The 22,196-nt window shown below is 71.1% G+C and carries 17 protein-coding genes; 3 read left to right on the top strand and 14 right to left on the bottom strand.

Annotated features, from left to right (window positions below; genetic code table 11):
- Positions 1-2: 2 nt before the first annotated feature.
- The 9 genes from AB0B94_RS13420 to AB0B94_RS13380 all read right to left on the bottom strand — a co-directional run bounded on the left by AB0B94_RS13420 (position 3) and on the right by AB0B94_RS13380 (position 11,935).
- Positions 3-3,941 carry a ThuA domain-containing protein gene (locus AB0B94_RS13420; protein ID WP_357276110.1) on the bottom strand — a complete coding sequence of 1,313 codons (3,939 nt, stop codon included), beginning with the start codon at positions 3,939-3,941 and terminating at the stop codon, positions 3-5.
- Between the two features lie 23 nt (positions 3,942-3,964).
- Positions 3,965-4,969 carry a multicopper oxidase domain-containing protein gene (locus AB0B94_RS13415; protein WP_357276103.1) on the bottom strand — a complete coding sequence of 335 codons (1,005 nt, stop codon included), beginning with the start codon at positions 4,967-4,969 and terminating at the stop codon, positions 3,965-3,967.
- A 311-nt stretch (positions 4,970-5,280) separates the two neighbouring features.
- Positions 5,281-6,087: an amino acid ABC transporter ATP-binding protein gene (locus AB0B94_RS13410; protein ID WP_357276094.1), complete on the bottom strand. Its 807-nt coding sequence runs from the start codon at positions 6,085-6,087 to the stop codon at positions 5,281-5,283.
- Positions 6,088-6,092: 5 nt separating this feature from the next.
- Positions 6,093-6,887: an amino acid ABC transporter permease gene (locus AB0B94_RS13405; protein ID WP_238668494.1), complete on the bottom strand. Its 795-nt coding sequence runs from the start codon at positions 6,885-6,887 to the stop codon at positions 6,093-6,095.
- Positions 6,888-6,964: 77 nt separating this feature from the next.
- Positions 6,965-7,783 (bottom strand): basic amino acid ABC transporter substrate-binding protein, encoded by an 819-nt coding sequence (locus AB0B94_RS13400; RefSeq protein ID WP_357276075.1) that lies wholly within the window; start codon positions 7,781-7,783, stop codon positions 6,965-6,967.
- Between the two features lie 176 nt (positions 7,784-7,959).
- Entirely contained in the window at positions 7,960-8,637 is a 678-nt protein-coding gene (locus AB0B94_RS13395; protein WP_357276067.1) for a hypothetical protein, read from the bottom strand.
- 86 nt (positions 8,638-8,723) lie between these two features.
- Entirely contained in the window at positions 8,724-9,635 is a 912-nt protein-coding gene (locus AB0B94_RS13390) for a sulfotransferase (RefSeq protein ID WP_357276061.1), read from the bottom strand.
- Between the two features lie 3 nt (positions 9,636-9,638).
- Positions 9,639-10,658: a sulfotransferase gene (locus AB0B94_RS13385; RefSeq protein WP_357276054.1), complete on the bottom strand. Its 1,020-nt coding sequence runs from the start codon at positions 10,656-10,658 to the stop codon at positions 9,639-9,641.
- Positions 10,655-11,935, bottom strand: a complete 1,281-nt coding sequence (locus tag AB0B94_RS13380) for a glycosyltransferase (RefSeq protein WP_357276050.1) — start codon at positions 11,933-11,935, stop codon at positions 10,655-10,657. Before AB0B94_RS13380 ends, AB0B94_RS13385 begins: the two co-directional genes overlap by 4 nt.
- A gap of 258 nt (positions 11,936-12,193) precedes the next feature.
- On the opposite strand from AB0B94_RS13380, the gene AB0B94_RS13375 reads away from it, so the two are divergent.
- From AB0B94_RS13375 to AB0B94_RS13365, 3 genes are read left to right on the top strand one after another with little or no spacing between them, the layout of a single operon-like run.
- On the top strand, positions 12,194-13,156 hold the full coding sequence (locus tag AB0B94_RS13375) for a hypothetical protein (protein ID WP_357276042.1): 963 nt from the start codon (positions 12,194-12,196) through the stop codon (positions 13,154-13,156).
- Positions 13,149-13,928: a sulfotransferase gene (locus AB0B94_RS13370; protein ID WP_357276028.1), complete on the top strand. Its 780-nt coding sequence runs from the start codon at positions 13,149-13,151 to the stop codon at positions 13,926-13,928. Before AB0B94_RS13375 ends, AB0B94_RS13370 begins: the two co-directional genes overlap by 8 nt.
- Positions 13,925-15,406, top strand: a complete 1,482-nt coding sequence (locus AB0B94_RS13365) for a hypothetical protein (RefSeq protein WP_357276021.1) — start codon at positions 13,925-13,927, stop codon at positions 15,404-15,406. The genes AB0B94_RS13370 and AB0B94_RS13365 overlap by 4 nt, the downstream gene beginning before the upstream one ends.
- 158 nt (positions 15,407-15,564) lie before the next feature.
- On the opposite strand, the gene AB0B94_RS13360 is transcribed toward AB0B94_RS13365, so the two are convergent.
- From AB0B94_RS13360 to AB0B94_RS13340, 5 genes are all read right to left on the bottom strand, one after another.
- Entirely contained in the window at positions 15,565-16,419 is an 855-nt protein-coding gene (locus AB0B94_RS13360) for a sulfotransferase (RefSeq protein ID WP_357276017.1), read from the bottom strand.
- Complete coding sequence (locus AB0B94_RS13355; RefSeq protein WP_357276010.1) at positions 16,416-17,996, bottom strand: oligosaccharide flippase family protein; 1,581 nt, start codon at positions 17,994-17,996, stop codon at positions 16,416-16,418. The genes AB0B94_RS13360 and AB0B94_RS13355 overlap by 4 nt, the downstream gene beginning before the upstream one ends.
- A 31-nt stretch (positions 17,997-18,027) precedes the next feature.
- Positions 18,028-19,041, bottom strand: coding sequence for a Wzz/FepE/Etk N-terminal domain-containing protein (locus AB0B94_RS13350; RefSeq protein ID WP_357275998.1), 1,014 nt, complete (start codon positions 19,039-19,041; stop codon positions 18,028-18,030).
- 25 nt (positions 19,042-19,066) lie between these two features.
- Positions 19,067-20,491: an O-antigen ligase family protein gene (locus AB0B94_RS13345; RefSeq protein WP_357275993.1), complete on the bottom strand. Its 1,425-nt coding sequence runs from the start codon at positions 20,489-20,491 to the stop codon at positions 19,067-19,069.
- A gap of 213 nt (positions 20,492-20,704) precedes the next feature.
- Positions 20,705-21,997: a glycosyltransferase family 4 protein gene (locus AB0B94_RS13340; RefSeq protein ID WP_357275988.1), complete on the bottom strand. Its 1,293-nt coding sequence runs from the start codon at positions 21,995-21,997 to the stop codon at positions 20,705-20,707.
- Positions 21,998-22,196: the final 199 nt, after the last annotated feature.

Raw genomic sequence — 22,196 nt, 5'->3', positions numbered from 1 at the left:
TCCTAGAGTTCCCGTACGCGGACGTTGCGGAACTCGGCCAGGTCGTTGTCGCCGTGGTTCTGCAGACCGATGAAGCCACGCAGGAACTGCCGCAGGTCGGTCGGCGGGTCGCCGGCACGCGAGGACTGCTTGCCGGGTGTGTTGTCGAACTCGTTGATCACCACGCCGTTGCGGATCATCGTGTAGTGCTGCCCGACGACGCGGATCTCGTAGTCGTTCCACTCGTTCTTCGGGGTGATGCCGGCCTGGGCCAGCGGCACCGGGTCGAAGTTGTAGACCGAGCCGGTCTTCTGCGGCTCACCGGTGTCACCGTCGTAGATCTGGATCTCGTGTCCGCAGTAGATCGCCATCCAGGCCGGCGAGGTCCGCGCCGACCCGACAGTGCCGCAGCTGTCCGGTGGCCGCTGGTCGAGGGGCGTTCGCAGATCAGGGAACCGGATGAAGACCCCGGTGTTGGCCCGGCCGGTGCCCGGCGCGATGTCCCGGAACTGCAACTTCAGCGAGAAGTCGCCCAGCTCCTTGGTGTGCCAGAGCATGCCCAGGCCACCGCTGGAGCGCAGCGACCCGTCCGGCTGGATGCCGAACTGTCCCGACGGCGCCTGCTGCCAACCGCGCAGCGACTCGGCGGTGCCGTCGAAGAGCGGCTCGTACCCGGTGTGCCCGTCGCGGCCGATCTCCGACGCGGCGGCCAGCCGGGTGAGGGTGCCCGCTTCGCGGCTGCTGAGCAGGTCGTCGTCCTGCAACGCGCGGGCCACCGCGGTGACGTGCCGGACGAAACCGTTGTGGTCATCCCAGGTGCTCTCGTCGTCGATCAGGTCGTTGGCGGTGCAGCCCTGCCCGACAGTGCGACTGGGCACCCCGGTGTCGGTGTCGCCGAGCCACACCGTCGACCGGTCGTCGGGCACCGCGCAGCCCACCGTCACAGTGGTCTGCACCGTCGCGGTCTGACCGTCGGCGTAGGTGACGGTGAGCTTCGCGGTGTAGGTGCCGACAGTGGCGTACGTGTGCCGGGGGTCCGCCTCGGTCGACGTGGCGCCGTCGCCGAACTCCCAGCGGTGGCTGACGCCGCCGGAGCGGGAACCGGTGAAGGCGATGGTCAGCGGCTTGTTCTGCACGGCGACCGATGTCGCCGCCGGCGCCGGGGTGGGCGCCCCGCCGGTGTAGGTGATCCGGATCAGTTTCTGGTTCGCGTGCAGGCTGAAGAACCCGCCGCCGTAGTCGAGCAGGTAGAGCGCGCCGTCCGGGCCGAACTTGGCGTCCATCCAGCTCTGCAACCGGTTGTCGCCGTTGCCGCCGGGGATGATGGCCCGCAGCGACTCGGCGTACACCGGTGGGGCGGCCTGCGGCACGCCGGCCGGGTCGACGGTGACAGCGATCCGGTTGGACGCGTTCGACTGGTCGCCGATGAGCCACTTGCCGTCCCAGTGCTCCGGCCACGCCACGCCGCTGGCGGTGTCGACCAGGCTGCGGTGGTAGGTCGGGCCGGACATGATTGCCTGCCCGCCGCCGCGCAGGTACGGCTGCGTGTAGGTGGCGTCGGCCGCCACGTAGGTGGGCAGGCCACTGCCGTCGGTCCGCTTCGGGAACACCGGGCCGCCGCCGTCCGGCGAATACCAGATCATGTTGTCCCGGGCCGCCGGGATGTCCTCCAGTCCGGTGTTGCGCGGCGAGGTGTTCTTCAGGTTGTCGCAGTCGTACCAGCCGGTCAGCACCGTGGCGTCGGTGTTGCTGCGGTCGCGGTACGGCTGCCGGTTGCCCATGCAGTACGGCCAACCCTGGTTGCCGGCGGAGGTGATGATGGTGGCCGTCTCGTACTTCGCCGGGCCGAGGGTGGGGCTGGGCGACGAGGCGTCCGGGCCGACCCAGCCGGCGGTCAGCCACTGGTGCACCGGGTCGATCTGGAGGCGGGCGATGTTGCGCACGCCCATCACGTAGATCTCCGGCCGGGTCTTCTCGGTGCCCGGCGGGAACAGGTTGCCCTCCGGGATGGTGTACGTCCCGTCGGCCTCCGGGTGGATCCGGATGATCTTGCCGGCGAGGTCGTTGGTGTTACCCGACGTGCGGCGGGCGTCCTGGAACGAGATGCCCTGGTACTCCTGGGTCCAGTTGTTGCCGGCGTAGCCCTGCGACCCCTCCGAGGAGTTGTTGTCGCCGGAGCCGACGTAAAGGTTGCCCTTGGCGTCGAACGCCATGCCGCCACCGGCGTGGCAGCAGCTGTGGACCTGCACCGGGAACTGCAACAGGTCCTTGCGGGTGGCCTGGTCGATGGTCTGCGCCTGCCGGTCGTAGGTGAACCGCGAAACGGTCCGCTGACCGACCCGCTTCACCCGGTCGACCGACTCGTGCGGCATCCAGTAGACGTAGAGCCAGCCGTTATCGGCGAACTTCGGGTCGGGCACGATGCCGAGCAGACCCTCCTCGTTCTTGACCAACTCTGAGCCGCTGCCCCGGTTGCCCATCACCTCCAGGGTGGTGAGCAGCTTGACCTGCTTGGTTCGCGGGTCCCAGGAGTGGATGGTGCCGCAGCCCAGGCCGACCTTCGGGTCGTTCCAGTCAGCGATCGGGCCGCTCGGGCAGGCCGCCTTGCCGACGTAGAAGACAGTGCCGTCCGGCGCGATGGTGAGCCCGTGCGGCTCGCCGATCTGGTCCAGCTGCCCGGTCTGGTTCGCTGCGGTCAGTCGCTCCACCTTGTAGTTCGCGGCGATGGTGGCCTGGCAGTCGCCGCGTACCCGACCGGTGGTCCAGTTGAGAGCGCCGGCGAGGTGCGTGCGGAACGCCTCCTCGCCGTAGCTGCCCTCGGTGTGGCCCATGCCGGTGTAGAACGACCGGCCGCCGTCGTAGTCCCGGCACCAGGACACCGGGTGGAAGGCGCCGTTGGCGGCCGCCCCCGGGTTGTAGTGCCGCTCCTCGACCTGGGCGAGGGTGTGCACGGTGCCGATCGGGTTCGGGTCCCAGTTCTCCCAGCGGTCCGACCGGGTGAGGGTCAGCGGCAGCGACGCGGTGGCCGGGTGCTTGCGGTCCAGGATGTTCACCACCGCGCGGTTCACAGCGGGCGGCTCCGGGGCGGTGGTGCTGCCGGTGAACAGGCGCAGGTCGGCGAGTTGGACCAGCGGTTCACCGCTGTTCGCTGTGACGTTCAGCCGGTAGCGGGTGAACTCCTGCGGCGCGGCGATGTCGAACCGTCGGGTCTGGTAGCGGTCCGGGAAGGTCTGCCCGGTGCGGCGGTCCAGGTCGGTCCAGCTCTGACCGTCGGTGGAGCCCTGCAGTGTCCAGTCCTTCGGGTCCCGACCGGAGGAGTCGTTGGCCGATGTGAGCGCGTACCCGGTGATCTTCTTTGGTGCGCTCAACTCGTACGCCACCCAGGCGGTCGGGGTGCGGACCAGCCACTTGGTGTTGGCGTCGCCGTCGGTCAGCTTCTCCTTCGTCTCGTTGGGCGGGTTCTCGCCGCTGGCGGTCACCCGGGTCACCGGCTCGGCGACCGGGATGGCGCCGGCCGGGCGGGTGCCGATCAGCCCGGTGAACCAGGTGGAGTCGACCTGGGCTCGGGCGGCGTCGGCGATGCCGACGAAACCGCCGCCGGCCTTGACGTAGTTCTGGAGCGCCGACTCCTGGTCGCGGTTCAGCGCGGCGCCCGTCGCGGAGAGGAAGACAACGCTGCGGTACGCGGACAGCCCGGCCGCGGTGAAGGCGCCCGGGTCCGTGGTGGCCGTGACATCGATGTCATGAACGGCACCAAGCTGTTTGATGGTGTCCACCGCGCGCGAAACCGGGTCCTGTTGCTCGGCCACCGGGCCGTGGAACACCAGGACCGCTGTCTGCTGCGGCTGCGCCGCCTGCGGGGCGACCGCCGTTCGTGGTGCGGCAGCGGCGGCCGTCGTCGCCGGGAGCAGTGTCGCCAAGGCCGCTACCGCGGCGAGGGTTCGTCGTAGTTTTCTGGTCATGCCCGTCCCCACTTTCGGTTCGGTCAGCTTCCGTGCGTGTGGGTGTGGCCCTGGAACCGGTGGATCGCCTCCTCGGCGCCCGGCGGCATGCTGCCGTCGGCGTTGCGCACCAGGAAGATCCCGGCCATGCCGCCGTCGGAGTGCGTCTGCACGTGGCAGTGGTACATCCACGCGCCCGGTCCGACGCCCTCCCCGGCCAGCACCTGGAAACCGAACGAGCTGCCGGGATTGAGGTCCTTGTTGTCGATCACCAGGCTCGGGTCGCTCGGCCCTTCCAACATTCCGGTGCGGTTGTCCGCCCAGCGGTGCGCGTGCAGGTGGAAGGTGTGGAACAGGTTGCCGTGGCCGATGGCGATCCACTCGACGCGCTCGCCCAGGTTCGCCTCGAACATCGGGGTCGCCGGGGCCATCTTGTTGTTGATCATCATGTCGTGGAACACCGCGGTGAACTGCTTCGACGGCAGGATGTCGCCACGCCGTCTGACGATCAGCGCCCCGTACAGTCCCTTCGCGACACCGCCGGTGCCGTGGTCGGTGCCCATCGCGTGATCGTGGTAGTGCCAGTAGCCGGCGCTGCCCGGCATGTACCGTCGGCCCGCCGCCGCCACCATCTCGTGCGAACGCCAGACGTACGTCCGCGTCTCGCCCGGGTTGTTGAACGAGGCGTTGAACGGGCTGCCGTCGGACTCGGTGCTGTAGTCCACCCCGTGCGGGTGGATGGACAGCCGCTGGGTGGTGGTGTTGACCAGGGTGATCTCCAGCGTGTCACCCTCGTACATCTCCAGGACCGGGCCCGGAACGGTGGCCTGGCCGGGTGCCAGGCCGTACCCGAACAGGTTGCCGGGCAACTGCTCGGCGTAGATGGTGATCTTCTTGGTGACACCGGCGGCGGCCCGGGCGGGGCTGCCGCCGAACGCGGTGCCGATGGTTGGGGCGGACGCGCCCAACGCCCCGGCGGCGAGCGCGCCGGTGGCGATCAGCGATCTGCGGGACAGGTGGCGGTGAGGACCACCAGCGTGATCGTCCATGGGTCTCCGTTCCCAACCGGGCGAAGACGCGACGAGGGCAGGGTGCATCGACCCGAGCACGGGGGCGGTGGCACGACTGAGGGTGAGGCTCGTCGCGATCTTTGCTCGGAAGACTCAAAGCTTTCTATGGATGACAGCAACTTATGTAATCCATCGATGAAAGTACAGCTCTGATTGCAAAAAGATTACCTTGACATCACGACGTCCGTCGATTGACATAGAGCTGACACACAAGCAGACGCCGGGCTGCCGTCAATGCGGCAGCCCGGCGGGCAGACGTGCGGAAGCTGTGTCAGAGATCGTGGCCGTGGTCAGCCGGCCGACTGCGGGCCCGTCCGGTCGGGCCCACCGAGCTGCGCGACGTGGGTCGGGTCGAGGACCCGGGCGAGGAACGCGCGGGTCCGTTCGTGCTTCGGCGCGCCCAGCACCTCCTGCGGCGGCCCCTGCTCGACCACCACGCCACCGTCCATGAAGACGACCCGGTCGGCAACCTCGCGGGCGAACGCCATCTCGTGGGTGACCACCATCATCGTCATGCCGTCCTCGGCCAGCTTGCGCATGACGGTGAGCACGTCGCCGACGAGTTCCGGGTCGAGCGCGGAGGTCGGCTCGTCGAAGAGCATCAGCTTCGGCTCCATCGACAACGACCGGGCGATCGCCGCCCGCTGCTGCTGCCCGCCGGAGAGCTGCGCCGGGAAGGCGTCGGCCTTGTCGGTCAGCCCGACGCGCTCCAGGTTGTCCCGGGCGACCCTCTCGGCCTCGACCCGACCTCGCCGGAGCACCCGGCGCTGGGCGATGGTGAGGTTGTTCAGAACGGTCAGGTGCGGAAACAGGTTGAACGACTGGAACACCATGCCGATGCCGCGGCGGACCGCGTCGATCTCGACGTCCGGGTCGGTCATCTCGACCCCGTTCACCCAGATCTTGCCGGCGGTCGGCTCCTCCAGCAGGTCGACACAGCGCAGCAGTGTCGACTTGCCGGAGCCGGACGGCCCGATGACGCAGACCACCTCGCCCTGGCCGACCTCGAAGTCGATGCCCTTGAGCACCTTGAGCGGCCCGAAGGACTTGTGCAGGTCGCGGATCTCCACGGCGGGGCGGGAGGGAGCGGTCGTCATCGGGGTCACCGAGCCTTGGCGTAGCGGAGTTCGAGGCGTCGTACCACCTGCGACAGCGGCAGGGTGATCACCAGGTAGGCGAGGCCGGCCACCAGCAGCGGGGTCGCGTTCACCCGGTCGTTGAGCATGTCCCGACCGAACTTGGTGATCTCGATCGTCTGTGCCGTCACGCCGAGCACGTAGGCCAGCGACGAGTCCTTGGTGAGCAGGATCAGCTCGTTCGTCAGCGGCGGGATCACGATCCGGAACGCCTGCGGGATGACGATCGTGCGCATGGCGGTGAAGTGCGACATGCCGAGGGTTCGCGCCGCCTCCATCTGCCCCTTCGGCACGGCCTGGATGCCCGCCCGGATCGTCTCCGCCATGTACGCGGCGGCGGTCAACCCGAGGCCGATCGCGATCGAACCGAACACCCCGCCCGGAATCTCCCGCTCCGGGAAGGCGATCGGGATGCCGTACCCGACGAGGAAGAGCACCAGCAGCGCGGGCAGCCCCCGGAACAGCTCGATGTACGCCGTCGCCACCCAGCGGTACGGCGCCACCCGGGACAGGCGCATCAGCGCCAGGACCGTGCCGAACACGAGGCCGAAGGCGAACGCGCCCAGCGTGTAGAGGATGGTGTTGCGCAGCGCGACGGTGATGATCGTCGGGAACATCGACTTGATGATGTCGACGCGGAAGAACGCGTCGGCCAGCCTGTCCCAGTCCGCGGCGACGAGCACCGTGGCGATGATGGCGATGAAGACCAGGTACTGGAGCCCGAGGGACAGCCGCTCCCGCTGGCGGCGTCGCAGCTTCACGTTCGCTCGTTGCCTTCCCGGAGGTTACCGACGTCGGAGGGCGCGCGGGACGCGCGCCCTCCGGTACTGCGCGGCGCTCAGACGCTCGGCCGCTTACCGATCCACTTCTCGTAGATCGTGTTGTACGTGCCGTCCTGCTTGGCCTTGGCCAACACCTCGTTGATCTTCTTGAGCAACTCCGGGTTGGCGTCCTTCTTCACGGGGAAGCCGTACTGCTCACCGGTGTCGAACTCGGCGGCGACCTCGAACCCGCCCGGGTTCTTCTTCAGGTACTCGGTCCAGACCGGCAGGTCGTTGATGGCGGCCTCGACCTGGCCGTTGGAGACGGCCTGCTGGAGGGCGGCGAGGTCCTCGAACTCGACGAGCTTCAGGCCCTTCTCCGCCTCGAACCTCTTGGCGTAGTCACGACCCGTGGTGGCCGCCTGGACGCCGAGCTTCCTGCCCTTGAGGTCGTCGAGCGACTTGTACGTCTTGCCGGTCTTCACCAACATCGCCTGGGTGGCGTCGAAGTAGGGATCCGAGAAGTCGACCACCTTCCGCCGCTCCTCGGTGATGGTCATGCCGGCGGCGGCCGCGTCGCACTTGCCGGTGTTGAGGTCCTGGCCCGACTTGATCCCCTCGAACGGGGTGTCGATGATCGTCTGTTCGACGCCGAGCTCCTTGGCGACCAGATCCATGATCTCGACGTCGAAGCCGGTCACCGTGCCGCTGGCGTCCTTGGACTGGAACGGCGGGTACGGCAGGTGGGTGCAGACCGTCAACTTGCCCGCCGCCACCAGCTTGACGCCGCTCGCCTGGACCTCACTGTCGTCCTTCTTCGCACAACCCGCGGTCAACGCGAGGGCGGTGACGGCCACGACGAGGCCGGCCTGACGGACGGCGCTTGGGAACCTCACGGCTGTGTCCCTCCGATTCGGCTTCCATTGCACAGAAAGCCAATCTGGTTCATAGACTTTGCGATAAGCGACCGTACCCGATCCGGCGCACCGCCCCCAGATCACACAGTGACCACTCGGCCGCCCCGACCCGGCGGCCTCCGCCGGCAAACCCGACACTTGCCCCGCAATGTGCCTCAGCCACCGGTTCCCTCGGCCGCCCCGTCCGGGGTGAGGGCCCCCTCGTGGGGATCTGTGTCCAGGAACACGTGCTGGTGTCCCTTGCCGGAGTCGACGCTGATCTGATCGAGCTGGGTCGCTGCGACCGACCAGATCGTCGCGGCCTCGGCCGCCTGCCGCGCGGTGACGTCCAGCACTGCCGCACGTTGCGCCGCCGGAACGCTGGCCGCCAGCGCGTAGGCGTCGACGGCCAGCGACGCCTGCTGGACCGCTCCGCGCAACCCTCCGCGCGCCACGTTGGTGGCGGTGGCCCCCGACGGCGGGTCGGCGAACGGCTCGGCCGCCTGGCGCATGACCTCCTGCCACTGGCGGGCCTTCGTCGGATCCGGCGCACGTCCGCCGGTCGTCTCCGTCTTGATGCCCGCCAGGACCGGGGCGACCTGGTCGCGGACCCGTCGAGCCGTATCGATCAGCTCCACGATCTGCTGGGCGTCCCGCTTCGCCTCTTCCTGTTTGATGCTCGCGATGGTCGCCTCGGTGGCGTCCGGACGGCCCACCTGGTAGCCGATCAACCCACCGAGGAGGGCGGTGACCAGTGCGACCACGCCCGCGACGGCCGCGAAGCGCACTGTGCGCTGGCGGCGCACGTCGGCCTTGTCCAACTGGTAGGAGGGTCGGCCGGTGCGGCGCGCCATCGCATCTCCTCACATCGATGGTGTGGGGCCAAAGATTAACCGCCACCGTGTCGTCCGTCGATAGCGAGGGCTTTGACACCCGCCCGCTAGACGGGGTAGCCCCACTCGGCCAGCGACTTCTCCAGCACCCGTTCGATCGCGGCGAGCTGCGCCGGGCTGAGTTCGTCCCGGTACGCCTCCGCCCGGCCCATCGTGAAGTCGTACCGGGAGAAGCCCTTCTGGAAGGCGCTCGACCAGCTCAGGCCGAGGAAGTCGAGCATCCGGCCGACCTGCTCGCGCGGCTGCTCGACCAAGTCCTCGTAGCGCACGTCCAGCCACTGGTCGGCCGGGTGCCGCAGCCGGGCCTGCGCGAAGGCGTCCATCAGCATCTTCCAGCCCAGCGCGGCGAGCACCTGGAAGGAGCGACCGGACTCGACCCACTCCTCCCGCAGGTCGGACGGGAGCGGGCCATAGATCCAGTTGTCCGGCCCGCGCCAGCCGTCCCACCAGCCCATCTGGAGCCACGAATTGGCCACCGCCCGGCCGTCGCGCACCACGTTGACCACCCGCAGCTCCGGGTACGCGGCGTGCAGCAGGCCGGTCCGCGGCCACCCGGTGACGTGCTGCACCAACTGCTGACAGCGCTGCCGCGCGATCCGCTCGTCGAAGAAGGCCCGCAGCCGCCGGGCCACGAACGGGGTCAGGTCCTCGGCGATCAGGTCCCGACACGGTCGGGAGAAGCCGGCCAGCACCTGCCGGTCGAGCAGGTGGTACGCCTCCGACGGCGCCACCCGGAGCCGGCCGCGTTCCAGCAACCGTCGACTGTGCCGCAGCGAGGTCATCCCCGCCGGGCGCGGCGTCGAACGCCGGTAGAGCGCGCCGTTGAACCTGCCCTTCGGGTTGAGCCGGGCCAGCTTGTCGTCCAGACCGGAGACGAAGCCGACAGCGGGATGGCGGGAGAGCAACTCCTGGACCAGTGTCGAACCGCAGCGACCGGTGCCCACCACCAGTGAGAGCATCGTTCAGCCTTCCTGCCGGGTGGCGGGTGACGAGGAGCCGGCCGGGTCCGCGGCGAGGCGGGCGGCGGGAGAGGTGGCCGCCGGGCGGCGCAGCGGGTAGCCGAACCGGGACAGGGCCACAGCGGTCAGCCCGGTCACCACGACGTAGGCGCGGGTGGGCAGCCCGGTCAGCCACTCGGTGTCGGCGACCACGTCGACCAGCCCGGTGCGGTGCCGCGACGGATTGCCGGCGACCGAGTGGGTGGGGGTGAGCCGCACCGTGGCCGGTGTCGGAAACGGAAGCTCGTCGGGGGTCGCGCCGACGAAGCCGGCGATCCGTGCGGTGGCGCCGGCCGGGTCGGTGACGAAGTCCTCGTACCGCACCCGCAGGTAGCGGCCCGGCGCGCGACGGCGGTCGCCCCACAGTCGCACTGTCGCGGTGTTCCAGACCAGCCAGAGCAGCGCGGCCTTGCCAACGGGTGGCCGGCTCATCAGCTCATCGTCGGCGCGCCCGTCCAGCCGGCGTCGGCGACGCCAGGAGTACGCGGTGGCGCGCGGGTCGCGCACCACGTGCAGGACGTACAGGTCGATGCCGGGCAGGCTGCCGAGCAGGGCACCGTACGGCGGCAGCTTGGACGAGTCGACGATGACACCGTCCGACCGACCGGCCAGGGCGTGCTCGGCGATCGAGGCGTAGAGCCGGGCCAGTTGCGTGTCGTCGGGGTGGCCCGCGACCGGCGGCTGCCCCCGACGCTGGCGGCGCAGCAGTGCGGGCAGTCCGCGCAGCCGCAGCCGCTGGGCCAACCGGGCGGCGATCGCGGCCGGGTCGGCGTCGGTCAGGTCGGCGCGCACCCGCGCCCAGAGCGGGCAGTCGGCGACCGGGGCACCGCAGCCGCACTGTCGGTTCTCCAGGATGCCGCGCCGCCACAGGTACCGCAGCTCGCCCGCCGCGAAGAAGCCCGGCAACTGTCCCAGGACCGTGGTGACCAGCGTGCTGCCACTGCGACCGCTGCCGGCGAGGTAGAGCACCCGTACCGGGCTCACCGGGCCGCTCCCCCACCGGCGGCCCGGTTGGTGCGCCGCCGCGACGGCGACGCCTCCGCGGCCTCCGCGTACAGCCCACGGATCCGGTCCAGGTGCCGGTCCGGGGCGAACTGGGCGGCGATCTTCGCCCGCCCGGCCCGGCCCATCCGGTGAGCCCGCTCCGGGTCGGCCAGGAGGTCGTTCAGCGCAGCGCCGAGGTCCGTCGGCGCATCGGCGGCGACAATGTGACCATCCACCTCGGGCTGGACCAGCTCGGGAAGCCCGCCCAGGTCGGTGGCGACCACCGGCACACCGCAGGCGAACGCCTCCAGCACCGCCATCGGTTGGTTTTCGTGCCACCGGGACGGCACGGCGACCACGGCCGCCGACCGGATCAGCTCGTGCAGGCGCGGCTTGTCGAGACGGCCGTGGAACCGGACCCGGCCGGGCACCCGCCGCGCGGCGAGCGCCTCCAACTCCGGGCGGGCCGGACCGTCTCCGGCGATGTCCACCATTACCCCGTCCGGCAGCGCGGCGGCCGCCTCGATCAGCACGTCGACACCCTTCTCCGGAGCCAGCCGCCCGGCGAAGACGACACCGCCGCCGGGCGTCTGCTTGGCCGCGACACCGGTCAGGTCGACGAAGTGGTTGACCACCCGCAACCGGTCCGGGTAGACACCCGCGCGGCGCATCACGTCGGCCAGGAACTCGCTCGGGCTCACGAAGAGCTGCACCGGGTCGTACGCGTCGAACTGCCGGTGCAACCAGGACTCGACGGCGAGCAGGCCACTGCGCGACAGCGACCCGTCCTTGCAACGGCGACGGGCCGCCTGCAACGGGCCACCGGTGACGCACGCCTGGCAGGGGCGGCCCCGGTCCAACAGTTGGTAGCTCGGGCAGGCGAGCTTGTAGTCGTGCAGGGTCAGCACGCACGGCACACCGGCGGCGCGGGCCGCGGCGAGCACCGACGGGGAGAGCTGGTGGTAGATGTTGTGCAGGTGCAGCACGTCCGGCCGGAAATCGTCGATCACCCGGGCCAGCCCGCGGCGGCTCGTCGGTGACCACAGCATCCGGCCGACGGCCACCGCGCGGGGGCGCACCCCGCTCGGCGCCGGCTCCAACTCCACTTCGGACGGAAACCGCGCGGAGTACGGCAGCGGCGACTGGTTCTCCGGGTGGCTCATGCCGAAGTAGGCGACAGTGTCGCCGGCAACCCGTTGCAGGTCGGCGAGATCGAGCAGATACCCCTCCGCGCCGCCACGGCGGTAGAGGAACTTGTTCACATGCAGCACGCGCATCGACTCGCCCTGCTCACGTCGCTCGGGCGAACCGGGCCCGGAGGTGATGACCGGGATCTGCCCGCCCCGGCCAGGGCCCACGGTATGCAGGGCAGGTCGGCGAGTCCAGCTCACGTTTGCCATGTGGCTGAACGGGTGATCTTCGTCTGCCCGTGCGGTCCGCGGCCTGGCCTCCCGCCATGATCTCCCGATAGCCTGGCTGCCGCCGGTCACACCCGCTCTGGTGCAGGGCCGCAACGGTGTCCGACGAGGAGGACCGTGACAGCCGACGACGAGGTCTCCGCGCTCGCGTACACCGCGCGGCGGGTCCGGCGGCATCTTCGCTGGGCGCGTACCGAGGGGATCGGACGGCTGATCGAGGAGGACCGCCTCAACCCGATCGACCGGATCGGCACCGCAGTGGCGAAGCGACGCTGGCGACGGCGGGCCGGCCGGACGCCCGGCTCGGCGATGCCGGTCTACCTTGTCGGTCTGCAACGCTCCGGCACGAACATGCTGGTCCGGGGCCTGGACGCCGCCGGAGAGGTCGAGGTCCGCAACGAGAACGACGCCACCGTCTTCCATCGCTTCCAACTGCGCCCGGACCCGGTGCTGACCGCCGCAATCCAGCGCAGCCGGCACGCGTACGTCCTGGTCAAGCCGCTCTGCGAGAGCCACCGCGTGGACGAGCTGCTGGCCCTGCCGGGGCTGACGCCCGGGCGCGCGCTCTGGGTCTACCGCGACGTCGACGACCGGGCCCGCTCCGAGGTCGCCAAGTTCGGTGCCGCCAACCTGCGGGCCCTGCGCGCGATCGCCGACGGAAGCATCGGCCGCCGGTGGCAGGGGCAGCGCCTCGACGCCGACACCATCGAGCTGATCCGGGCTCACGACCCGCAGCGGTTGGATCCGCACAGCGGCGCGGCGCTGTTCTGGTACGTCCGTAACTCGCTGTTCTTCCAACTCGGCCTGGACCAGCGGGCCGACGTGCTGCTCTGCCGCTACGACAGCCTGGTCGCGGAGCCCGCCGCGCAGCTCCGACGGCTCTGCGCCTTCCTCGACTTTCCCTACCATCCCCGGCTGCACGCGCACATCGCCCCGCGCGCGTCGCACCACGCGGCGGGGCACCGACGGCTACCGATCGACAGGGGCGTCCGGGCCCGCTGCGACGAGCTGACCGACCGGCTCGACCGCGCCGCTGCCGACGTCCGACCCGAGACGACGAAGGCGGTCGACAGTGGCTGAGACCGGAACCCGTACCGCGCCGATCTTCCTGGTCGGCTGCCAGCGGTCGGGCACCACGATGGTGCGCCTCGTCCTGGACTCGCACTCGCGGATCAGTTGCGGCCCGGAGACCCGGTTCCTGCCGGACCTGCGACGGATCGTCGGCCGGGACTGGGAACGACTGGCCCGCTTCGGTTTTCCGCGCGAGGACTGGCTGCGCCGGATCCGGGACTTCTTCGGCGGTGTGCACGCCGACTACGCCGCCGCGCGCGGCAAGACCCGGTGGGCCGACAAGACCCCGCTGTACGCCATGTCCCTCGACTTCGTCACCGAGGTCTTCCCGGACGCCCAGATCGTGCACCTCATCCGGGACGGACGCGACGTGGTGGTCTCGCACCGCAAACGGTTCGGCTACTGGTCCGCCGTGAAGTGCGTGGTGAAGTGGCCGCGCTACATCCGCGCCGCGCGGGCCGTCGGCGCCACCCTGCCCGCGGACCGCTACTACGAGCTGCGCTACGAGCAGGCGGTCAGCGAGCCGGAGAAGACGATGCGCGCGCTGTTCGAGTTCCTCGGCGAGCCGTGGGAGGACGGCATCCTCGACTACGACAGCAAGCAGCACGACGTGGCCCGGAAGTACACCACCGAGGCGGAGCGGCGACGCGCGGCGGTGGGTGACACCGCGCCGATCTACGGCTCCCGGGTGGGCAGCTACCGCCGCGAACTCGACCCGTTCCTCCGCCTGCTGGTCTGGGTCTTCTCCGGTCCGACCCTGCGCGCGCTGGGCTACCGGTGACCCGCCCCGGCCGGCTGCGCGCGGTCGCCACCGCCGTCGCCGCCACGCTGCTGCTCACCGCCGGCTGCACCGACGGCGGCGACGATCCACCGCCGACCGCCACCCCCTCCGCGACGGCGGCACCCGCAGGCGGCACGCCGGGACGCACCGCCGGCCAGGTGAGCAACCCGTTCGGCGCGCACTGGGACTGGTCGCGGTACCAGCAGTTCGAGCCGTACCTGCGCCGGCTCGCCGGTTCGGCGACGTACGAGGAGATCTCCTGGTGCGAGATCGAACGGACCTCGGGACAGGTCGACTGGTCCGGGCTGGACGAGGTCGCCGCACGCAGCAGAGAGCTGGGCATCACCCTGCACCTGAAGATCCGCACCGGCGTGTGCTGGGCGACCGGTGGCACCGCCCGCTACACCCGGGGCGCGGCGAAGAAGACCGAGTCGGCGATGCCCACCGACCTCGGCGCGTACCAGCGGTTCGTCCGCTCGGTGGTGCAGCGCTACGGCCCGTACGGGGTGCGGGAGTACGCCGTCGAGAACGAGGTCAACGCGCCGAGCTACTGGGCCGGCAGCCCCGAGGAGTACGCGCGGCTGGTCCGGGCCGCCGCCGAGACGATCCGTGCGACCGACCCGAAGGCGCTGGTGGTCGACTCCGGCATCAGCAGCGTCGCGTACGGCATGGGTGTCGCCGACCGGCTGGTGCGCGCCGGCCGGGTGCCGGAGGCCATCGCCGCCTACCAGGCGTACTTCCAACGTCGGGTCGGCACCCGGGGGCAGCAGATCCCGGCGGTGACCGGGGAGGCGCAGCTGCGCCGGGCGCTCGGCACCGAGACCAACAGCCGCAGCCTGCGCTTCCTGGCGGTGACCGAGTCGCTGCTGACCGACCGCACCGTCGACGTCCGTCAGGTGCACTTCTACGAGCACTTCAGCGGGGTGGCCCCGCTGCTGGACTACCTGCGCGCCACCACACCGCCGGGTGCCGCGATCCAGGCATGGGAGGTCGGGCAGTTCTGGCGCGACGGCGACGGCGACCCGGCCAGCCGGGCGGCGGAGATGGTCAAGACGGTCACCCTGCTGGCCGCCGGCGGGATCGGCGAGATCAGTTGGCTGCCGTTGGCGTACAACCCGAACAACGCCGCCGGCAGCGAGGTCCGCTACGGCCTGCTCGACCCGGACGGCACCGAACGCGAGGCCGGCCGGATGCTGGCCGCCCTGGTCGACGCGGCCCGGGACGCCACGGTCACCCCGCTGCCCGCCCCGGTGGCCGGCAAACTGCACGGGGTCGCGTTCGTCAGCGGTGGACAGAGCACGCTGGTGCTCTGGTCGGCGTCGAAGACGCCGGTGACAGTGCCGGCGACACCGGGCGGACGGACCGGGGCGGTGGGCGCCCCGCTGGGCGCGGCCGGTGGTGGCACCACAGTGACCGACGTCCCCGTCCTGCTCCGCGCCGACCAGCCGGTGGACCGGATCCTCGCCGCCGTCCGCTAACCCGAACGGCAGGTGTCGACCTCACCCCGCCGATCTTGCACTTTCTGTTGCCGTCTCACGGCTTCTGTAACTTATGTCGGGGCAGAAAGTGCAAGATCGCGGGGGTGCAGGCGGCGGGTGGGCCCGGCCTGGACGGGGCGGCACGTCGGGAACGCGCGCTAGGCGGCGGGCCAGGGGTCGGGCCAGTCGAGCAGGGTGGCCAGGCGGGCGTTGTGCGGTGCGAAGTGGCCGCTCAGGCGCTCCCGCAGCTCCGGTGTGAGCTGGGAGGGGCCGCGCTCGACGCGACGGGTGTGCCGGGTGAACGCGTCGGGGGTGAAGGCCGGCAGGCCGAGGAAGCGCAGCACGTCGCCGTACGTGCCGGCCGGGTCGGTGTGCAGGTCCTCGGTCCGGGCGACGTGGATCCGCTCCCGCGGGACCTGCGCGAACCACCTGTCCAACTGCTCGGCGTAGCGGCCCCGGGCCGCGTACGAGTAATGACGCAACGCCCGGTGCGCGGCGGCGCTGTCCGGACCACCGCGCGTTGCCCGGGCCAGCCGCTCCTCCTCCGCGTCGAGCGCGGCGGCGAAGGACAGCGGCTCGACGCCGTACGAACGGGTGTGCAGGTAGTGCGAGTAGGCGCGCTGCACCGGGTCGCGCAGCAGGACGACGAAGCGGGCCTGCGGCACTGTCGCCGCGACCCGGGCCGGCACGCTCGGATGGAACAGGTAGTAGGGGCTCGCCTCGAACGTGCGCTCACCCGGGGCGAGACGAGGGAAGTGCCCCCGGTACCACCGCGTGCCCCGAGCGTGGTGGACGCTGAAGTACTGCAACTCCTTGCCGCTGGCCACCCGGACCCGCGGATGGGCGGCGAGGTGGTGGTACAACGACGTGGTGCCGCAGCGCTGCCCACCGATCACCAGGAAGTCGGGCAACGGACCGGGCTCCCCCGGCCTCGCCGCGCGCCCCCAGGCCCGCGCCGCACGAACCCCCCGACGCAGCCGGTCGGTGACCTGACGCCGCACGACGCCGCTCACGAGCGGACCACTGGGCGGCCGGCTCGCACACCGGCACCGTCGGCGGGGTCGGCCGGGGCGCGTCGACCACCTCGGCGGGTCACCGAGCGCAACACCATGACGTCCTCCCGACTGAGCCCGAGGGCGAGCACCACGGCGAGGTACCCCGCCACTACCGCGACCAGACCGACAACGAGCTGCGCGGTCCCGCCCCCGACCAACCACCGCACACCGAACCCGACACCCATCGCGACCAGCGCGGCGACCAAGCCCTTGACCATGCCCGCCGTCACCGGCACCGTGTGCACCTGCGCGCGCACCTGCCAGACCCGGGCGACGTTCACCGCCGCCAGCGACACCGCCCAGGCCACCGCCGCGCCGAGAATGCCGTACGCCGGGATGAGCCAGAGGTTGAGCAGGACGTTGAGCAGCAACGCCGCGAGGTTGTCCACCATGTTGACCGAGACCCGGCCGGACATGTTCAGCAGCGTCCCGCACGGCCCGGTGGCGGCGTTCACGAGCTGGCCGAGCGCCAGCACCACTGTCACCGCCGCACCGCCGGCCAGACCCGGGCCGCCGACCAGACGCAGCAACTGCTCCGGAAAGACCAGCAACGCCACGAAGGCCGGCAGCGACAGCCGGAGCACCCAACCGGTGGCGACCCGGTAGATCCGGCGGACCTCGTCCAGTCGACCCTGGTGGTAGAGGTGCGCCAGGTGCGGACCGAACGAGGCGTTGACCGGTGCGAGCACGAACACCGCGATGGTGACCAGCCGGGTCGCCACGTGGTAGACGCCGATCGCGTCGGGACCGTAGTCGAAGAAGCCGAGCAGCAACGCGTCCACCCAGATCAGCCCGGTGGACGACAGCGAGGAGACCCAACTGACTGTGGAGAACCGGAACAGCTCGCCCGGCCGGTACGCGGGCCGGGCGGCGGGCACCCGGCGCACCAACCGGGCGAGCGCCACGACGGCGAGTCCTGCCGCGCTCCAGCTCGCCGCCACCAGCGCCCAGAACGCGCCGGTCAGGCCCGCACCGAGGGCGAGCGCCAGCGCGGTGAGCACCAGCCGGGCGGCCGGCTCGTAGACCTGGCCGATGAGCGCGTAGGCCCGTTGCGTGCGCCAACCCCGGGTGGCCGCGAGCGCGGCCTCGCAGACGGTGGCGGCGGGCAGGCAGAGCGCCGCCAACCGCAGCCCGGTGGTGAGTTGCGGATCGTGCAGGGCGTCGGCGAGCCACGGCGCGCCGATCGCCAGACCGAGGGCGATCACTGTGGACGCCACTGCCGAGATGCCGATCCCGAGCCGGATCGCGCCCCGCAGGGCGGCCGGCTCGTCGTCGGCGAGGTGCACCGCAACGAACCGGGTCAACCCGGCCCGGAAACCGGAGAGCGAGAGCAGCCCCAGCAGCGACAGCACGGCGTAGACCTGGGCGTACCGGCCGAGTTCGCGTACACCCAGGACCCGGGCCAGCAACAGCATCACCAGGAACAGCGCCACCTGGCTGAGCACGGCGCCGCCCAGGTTCAGCACACCGCCGCGGGCCATGCCGCGTACCTGCTGGTCGCCGGCCTCCGGCGCGGCCGGCGACCCGCCGGTCACCGCACGCACCCGGCGGCCCGTTCTCCGACGGTCACGGCCGTGCCGCGGTCACGGTCTCCGCCGACGCCGACGGGGCCGAGGTGCTCGCCGCCGGGGCCACCGGCCGGGCGGCGGCGCGACCCCGCGAGAGCAGTTCGAGTACGCCCACCAGCAGCACCCCGAGCAGCAGACCCGCGCCGCCCACCGGCAGGACGGTGCGCACCAGCTCCGTCATCCGGCTCACCTCGTGCGTCTCGCCGATGCTGGTCACCTGCTTCGGATCGGCGGCCTGGGCCTGCGCCCGCGCCGCCTGCAACCCCTCCCGCGCCTGGGACAGGGCATTGGTGGCCGCGTCCCGCTGGGCGAGCAGGGCCTGGTAATCGGGGAGCTTCGGCCCCAGCTCGTCGAGCTTCTTCTGGGCGGTGGTGATCGCGGCGGTCGCCGCGTCGACACCCCGGCCGTTGCCAACCGCCTGCATGGAGAGCTGCTGCTGGCGCAGGCTGGTCAGTTCACCCAGCGTGGCCTGGTAGATCCGGTCCGGCTGGGAGACCTTGTTGGCCTTCTCCCACTCACCGATCGCCTTGGTCGCCGCGGTGACGTCGGCGTTGGCCGCCTCGACCTCGCCGGTGGCGATGCCGACCTGGGAGGAGAAGAGGAAGGCCAGCGCCCGGGTGGTGGTCGCGGTCAGCACCGGCGCGACAGTCGCCCGGTTGCCTGCGGTGTACGTCACCTCCAACTGGCTGCTCGCGCCGACCTGGGTGATGGCGAGCCCGTCGCGCAACCGCTCCGGCGGCACCCCCGTGTCAGCGCCCACGTCGGCGAGGACGCGGGGCGAGGTGACCGCCGCGCCGAACGCCGCGACGAACTGGTTCGCCGCCTGCGTACCGGTGTACTGCGTCCCGGCCACGCCGCCCACCAGGGCCGGTGCCGCCACGTAGGCGGTCCCGCTGAACTGCTGTGGCGCCAACAGGACGATGGCTGCCGCGGCGCCAGCGGCGAGAACCGGCACCCCCACGAGTACCCAGAGGCGCCGCCGGGCGACCCGCAGGTAGTCGACGATCTCCACCTTTTTCCCCAATGCTGTCGTTCAGTCAAACCGGGACGGACGTGCCTCGTGGCTGCTCGCCGGTCAGGTTCGGAGCCGGTTGGCGGGCGATCACGCTGGCCGCCGCGGCGAACGCGACGAAGTACCAGAGGGTGACCACGTTGGAAATGACGTTGGAGGCGGCGCTGACCGCCACGAACGCGGCGGCGCAGCCGGTGAACCCGACCGCGACGCCACGCTCGAAGCTGCCCGGAGGCGCGCGCCGCAGCGCGGTCCGGGCGGTGTGCGCAAAGGCGAACAGCATCAGCAGGTACGCCCCGAGACCGAGCAGCCCGGTCTCCACGTACGCCCGCAGGAAGTCGTTGTGCGGCTTCTTCGCCTCGTCGGTCTCGCGCTGGGTCATGTTCGGCCCGATGCCGGTCACCGGGTTCCGGTCGGCGAGCGTGACGATCTCGGTCCAGTAACCGATCCGCCAGGCCAGGGTGTTTCCGGTCGGGTCTCCGCCGACCGCGCGGGACGTGCCGAGTTGGGCGAAGCGTTCGCCGACGGCCGGCACCAGTGCCACCCCGGCGACCGCCACCACGCAGAGGGTGACCAGCATCCGCTTGCTGCGATGCAGCGCCGCGACCACCACCAGGCCGATCGCCGCACCGAGCAGGGCGCTGCGGGTGTTGGTCAGCAGCAGGAACAGCAGCGAGAGCGCGAGCAGCACCCCGAGGGACGTCCGCAGGCGACGATCCAGGAATCGGTACACAGCGAACCCGAAGATGACCATGAACATCAGGTAGCGGCCGAACGTGGTCGACTGGCTGAACGTGCCGCTGATCCGGGTGAAGTCGCCCTTCACCTCGGCTGGCGGGTTGCCGAGCAGCGACAGCACGACGGTGTAGCCGAGCGCCAGCACCAGCGAGGCGTAGCAGGCGAGCAGGACCCGACGGATCGCCGCGGTGTCCGGCATGAGCTGTTCCAGCACCACGAACATCACCACCACGGTGAGGATCCGCAGCGCCTCCAACAGGCTGTTCGCCGGCCGGCTGGCACCGAGGGCGCTGACCACGCTGCTGGCGCCGACGAGCAGCATGGCCCAGCTGAGCGGGGAGCCGCGTAGCCGCCCGTGCCGGCTGAGCTGTGCGGCCAGCCAGAGCCCGGCGGCGAGCAGAAACAGCACCGCGAGCAGTGTGGAGGGGTCCGCCGCCCGGGTCGTTCCGGCGGAGTCCGCCTGGCCGGCGCTCGGGCCGGTCAGCTTGAACAGGTCGACGCAGGAGCGCACCGCAAGCATCAGCAGCACGTACCCGGCGAACCGGGTCAGCGCGAGGACTGCCAGCGCGATCCCCGTGACCGCCGCGAGCGGCAGCACCATGCCCCTGCGGTCACCGGCCGCCATGGAGACACCAGCGACCACCGCCACGACCGCGGCGGCCAGCGCCGCTCCGCCGCTGAGCAGGCGGGTCGGGTCGAGCCGCCTGCTCATGGGCGGAGTGTCCTGCTGCGTGTGTTGTTCCACTGATCCCACTGAACTGAATCGGCGCTGCCCGGCCGCTGCCGGGCGCGGCCAACCGATGTCCTCCCGGCACAAGATCGGTTCAATCTAGTCCTGTCACCTCGACGGCAGAAGGGGCCGTTGCACCGACTGCTTCGTCCTCCGGTGGGCTGATCCGACACTCCCCCGGCCAACCCCGTCCGGTCAGGCGGCGGCCCCCGTGGGTCGCGCCCTCGCCCGGCGGCTCGGCTCCGGCGCCAGCCGGAGGTAGAGCTGCTCCAACTCGCGGGCCGCGGTGTCCCAGCTGTACCTGCTGGTGATCCGCTCACCCAGCGCCAGCGCACCGGCCCGTTCACCCGGCAGGTCGGCGAGCAGCGACGTCAACACCCGGACCAGGTCGTCCTCGTCGCCGTCGCGGAACAACCGCCCGCCGGCGTTGTCGGACCTGAGCACCTCGACGTGCGGCGCGATGTCGCTGGCGACCACTGGCAGCCCGTACGCGGCCGCCTCCAGCAACGTCAACGGCAGTCCCTCCAACCGGGACGGTTGAACGAAGCCGGCGGCACCGGCGTACAGCTCGGCGAGCAGGTCGCCGTAGGCGAATCCGGTGAAGACGATCCGGTCGTCCGCCCCGGCCTCGCGGCGCAGCCGGTCCACGTAGTCGTCGGTGAACGACGACCCGCCGACGATCGCCAGGCGCATCGGGGTCTCGGTCCGGCGGAAGGCCCGGATCAGCAGGTCGGCCGCCTTCTCCGGCACCAGTCGACCGACCAGCAGCAGGTAGCCGCCGGGGGTCAGCCCGAACTGGTCCTCGAGCTGACGGGTCCGCACCGGTCGGGCCGGGTTCACGCCGTTCGGGATGTAGGTCGTCGGGCGGCCGAACCGGGCGTCGTAGTGGGCGGCGAGCCCCTGGGAGACCGCCACCCGCTGGTGCGGGACGTACCCGCTGAACCAGTGGGCGCTGCCCAGCACCGTCCGCGCGGCGAGCCCCCACTTGCCCCGCTGGTTGTCCAGCCCGTGCACTGTCAACACCACGCGCGCCCGGGACAGGGCACGCGGAAGTGGGGCGACGAGTGCCGGCCCGAGCCCGTGGTAGTGCACGATGTCGGGTCGCGCGGCCATCGCCGCCATGGTCGAGGTCGCCGCGTGCACTATGGCGTCGAGGTGCTTGCTGGCGATCGTGTGGGTCTGGCGCAGCCGTACCCCCCGGTAGCCGTCGGCGGGTGTCTCGCCGTAGCTCCGGCGGCAGTAGACGGTGACCTCGTGGCCGTAGCTGGCGAGCCGGCTGGCCATCTCCTCCACGTGCCGTTCGATCCCGCCGTAGGTCGCCGGCATCCCCTTCTGGCCGATCATCGCGATCCGCAGCGGACGCCAGGCGACGGCGGTGTCGGCGACGCCCGCTCGGGACCTCCGGGCGGGGACCACCCGTTGCCGGGGTATCGCGGGGCTCCCGGCGTGCTGGTCCAGGTCCTCGGCCTGCAGGTCGGGATGGGCCACGTTGACTCCCTGCGTGACTAGGTCCGCGCCCGCCGACCGGGCAGGGTCAACACCTTGCCATGGATGGGCCCGTCCGCCGGCTGATCAATGAGACAGGAAAATCATCCATGGGATTCGTCGCGAAGGGAATGGCACCGGAGGTGACATCGAGGTGGACGGCGCAGGTGCCGCGTCGAACGGCACGCAAAGGGCGACGAGC

Origin of the sequence: Micromonospora sp. NPDC048986 (assembly GCF_040649335.1) — a bacterium.
GTDB lineage: Bacteria > Actinomycetota > Actinomycetes > Mycobacteriales > Micromonosporaceae > Micromonospora > Micromonospora alfalfae.
The sequence above is the reverse complement of the archived record's forward strand: the minus strand, read 5'-3'. Positions and strand labels throughout refer to the sequence as shown.

Coding starts and splice junctions, on each gene's coding strand:
- AB0B94_RS13420 (WP_357276110.1), bottom strand. CDS start 3,941: ATGACCAGAAAACTACGACGAACCCTCGCCGCGGTAGCGGCCTTGGCG.
- AB0B94_RS13415 (WP_357276103.1), bottom strand. CDS start 4,969: ATGGACGATCACGCTGGTGGTCCTCACCGCCACCTGTCCCGCAGATCG.
- AB0B94_RS13410 (WP_357276094.1), bottom strand. CDS start 6,087: ATGACGACCGCTCCCTCCCGCCCCGCCGTGGAGATCCGCGACCTGCAC.
- AB0B94_RS13395 (WP_357276067.1), bottom strand. CDS start 8,637: ATGGCGCGCCGCACCGGCCGACCCTCCTACCAGTTGGACAAGGCCGAC.
- AB0B94_RS13390 (WP_357276061.1), bottom strand. CDS start 9,635: ATGCTCTCACTGGTGGTGGGCACCGGTCGCTGCGGTTCGACACTGGTC.
- AB0B94_RS13380 (WP_357276050.1), bottom strand. CDS start 11,935: ATGCGCGTGCTGCATGTGAACAAGTTCCTCTACCGCCGTGGCGGCGCG.
- AB0B94_RS13345 (WP_357275993.1), bottom strand. CDS start 20,491: ATGAGCAGGCGGCTCGACCCGACCCGCCTGCTCAGCGGCGGAGCGGCG.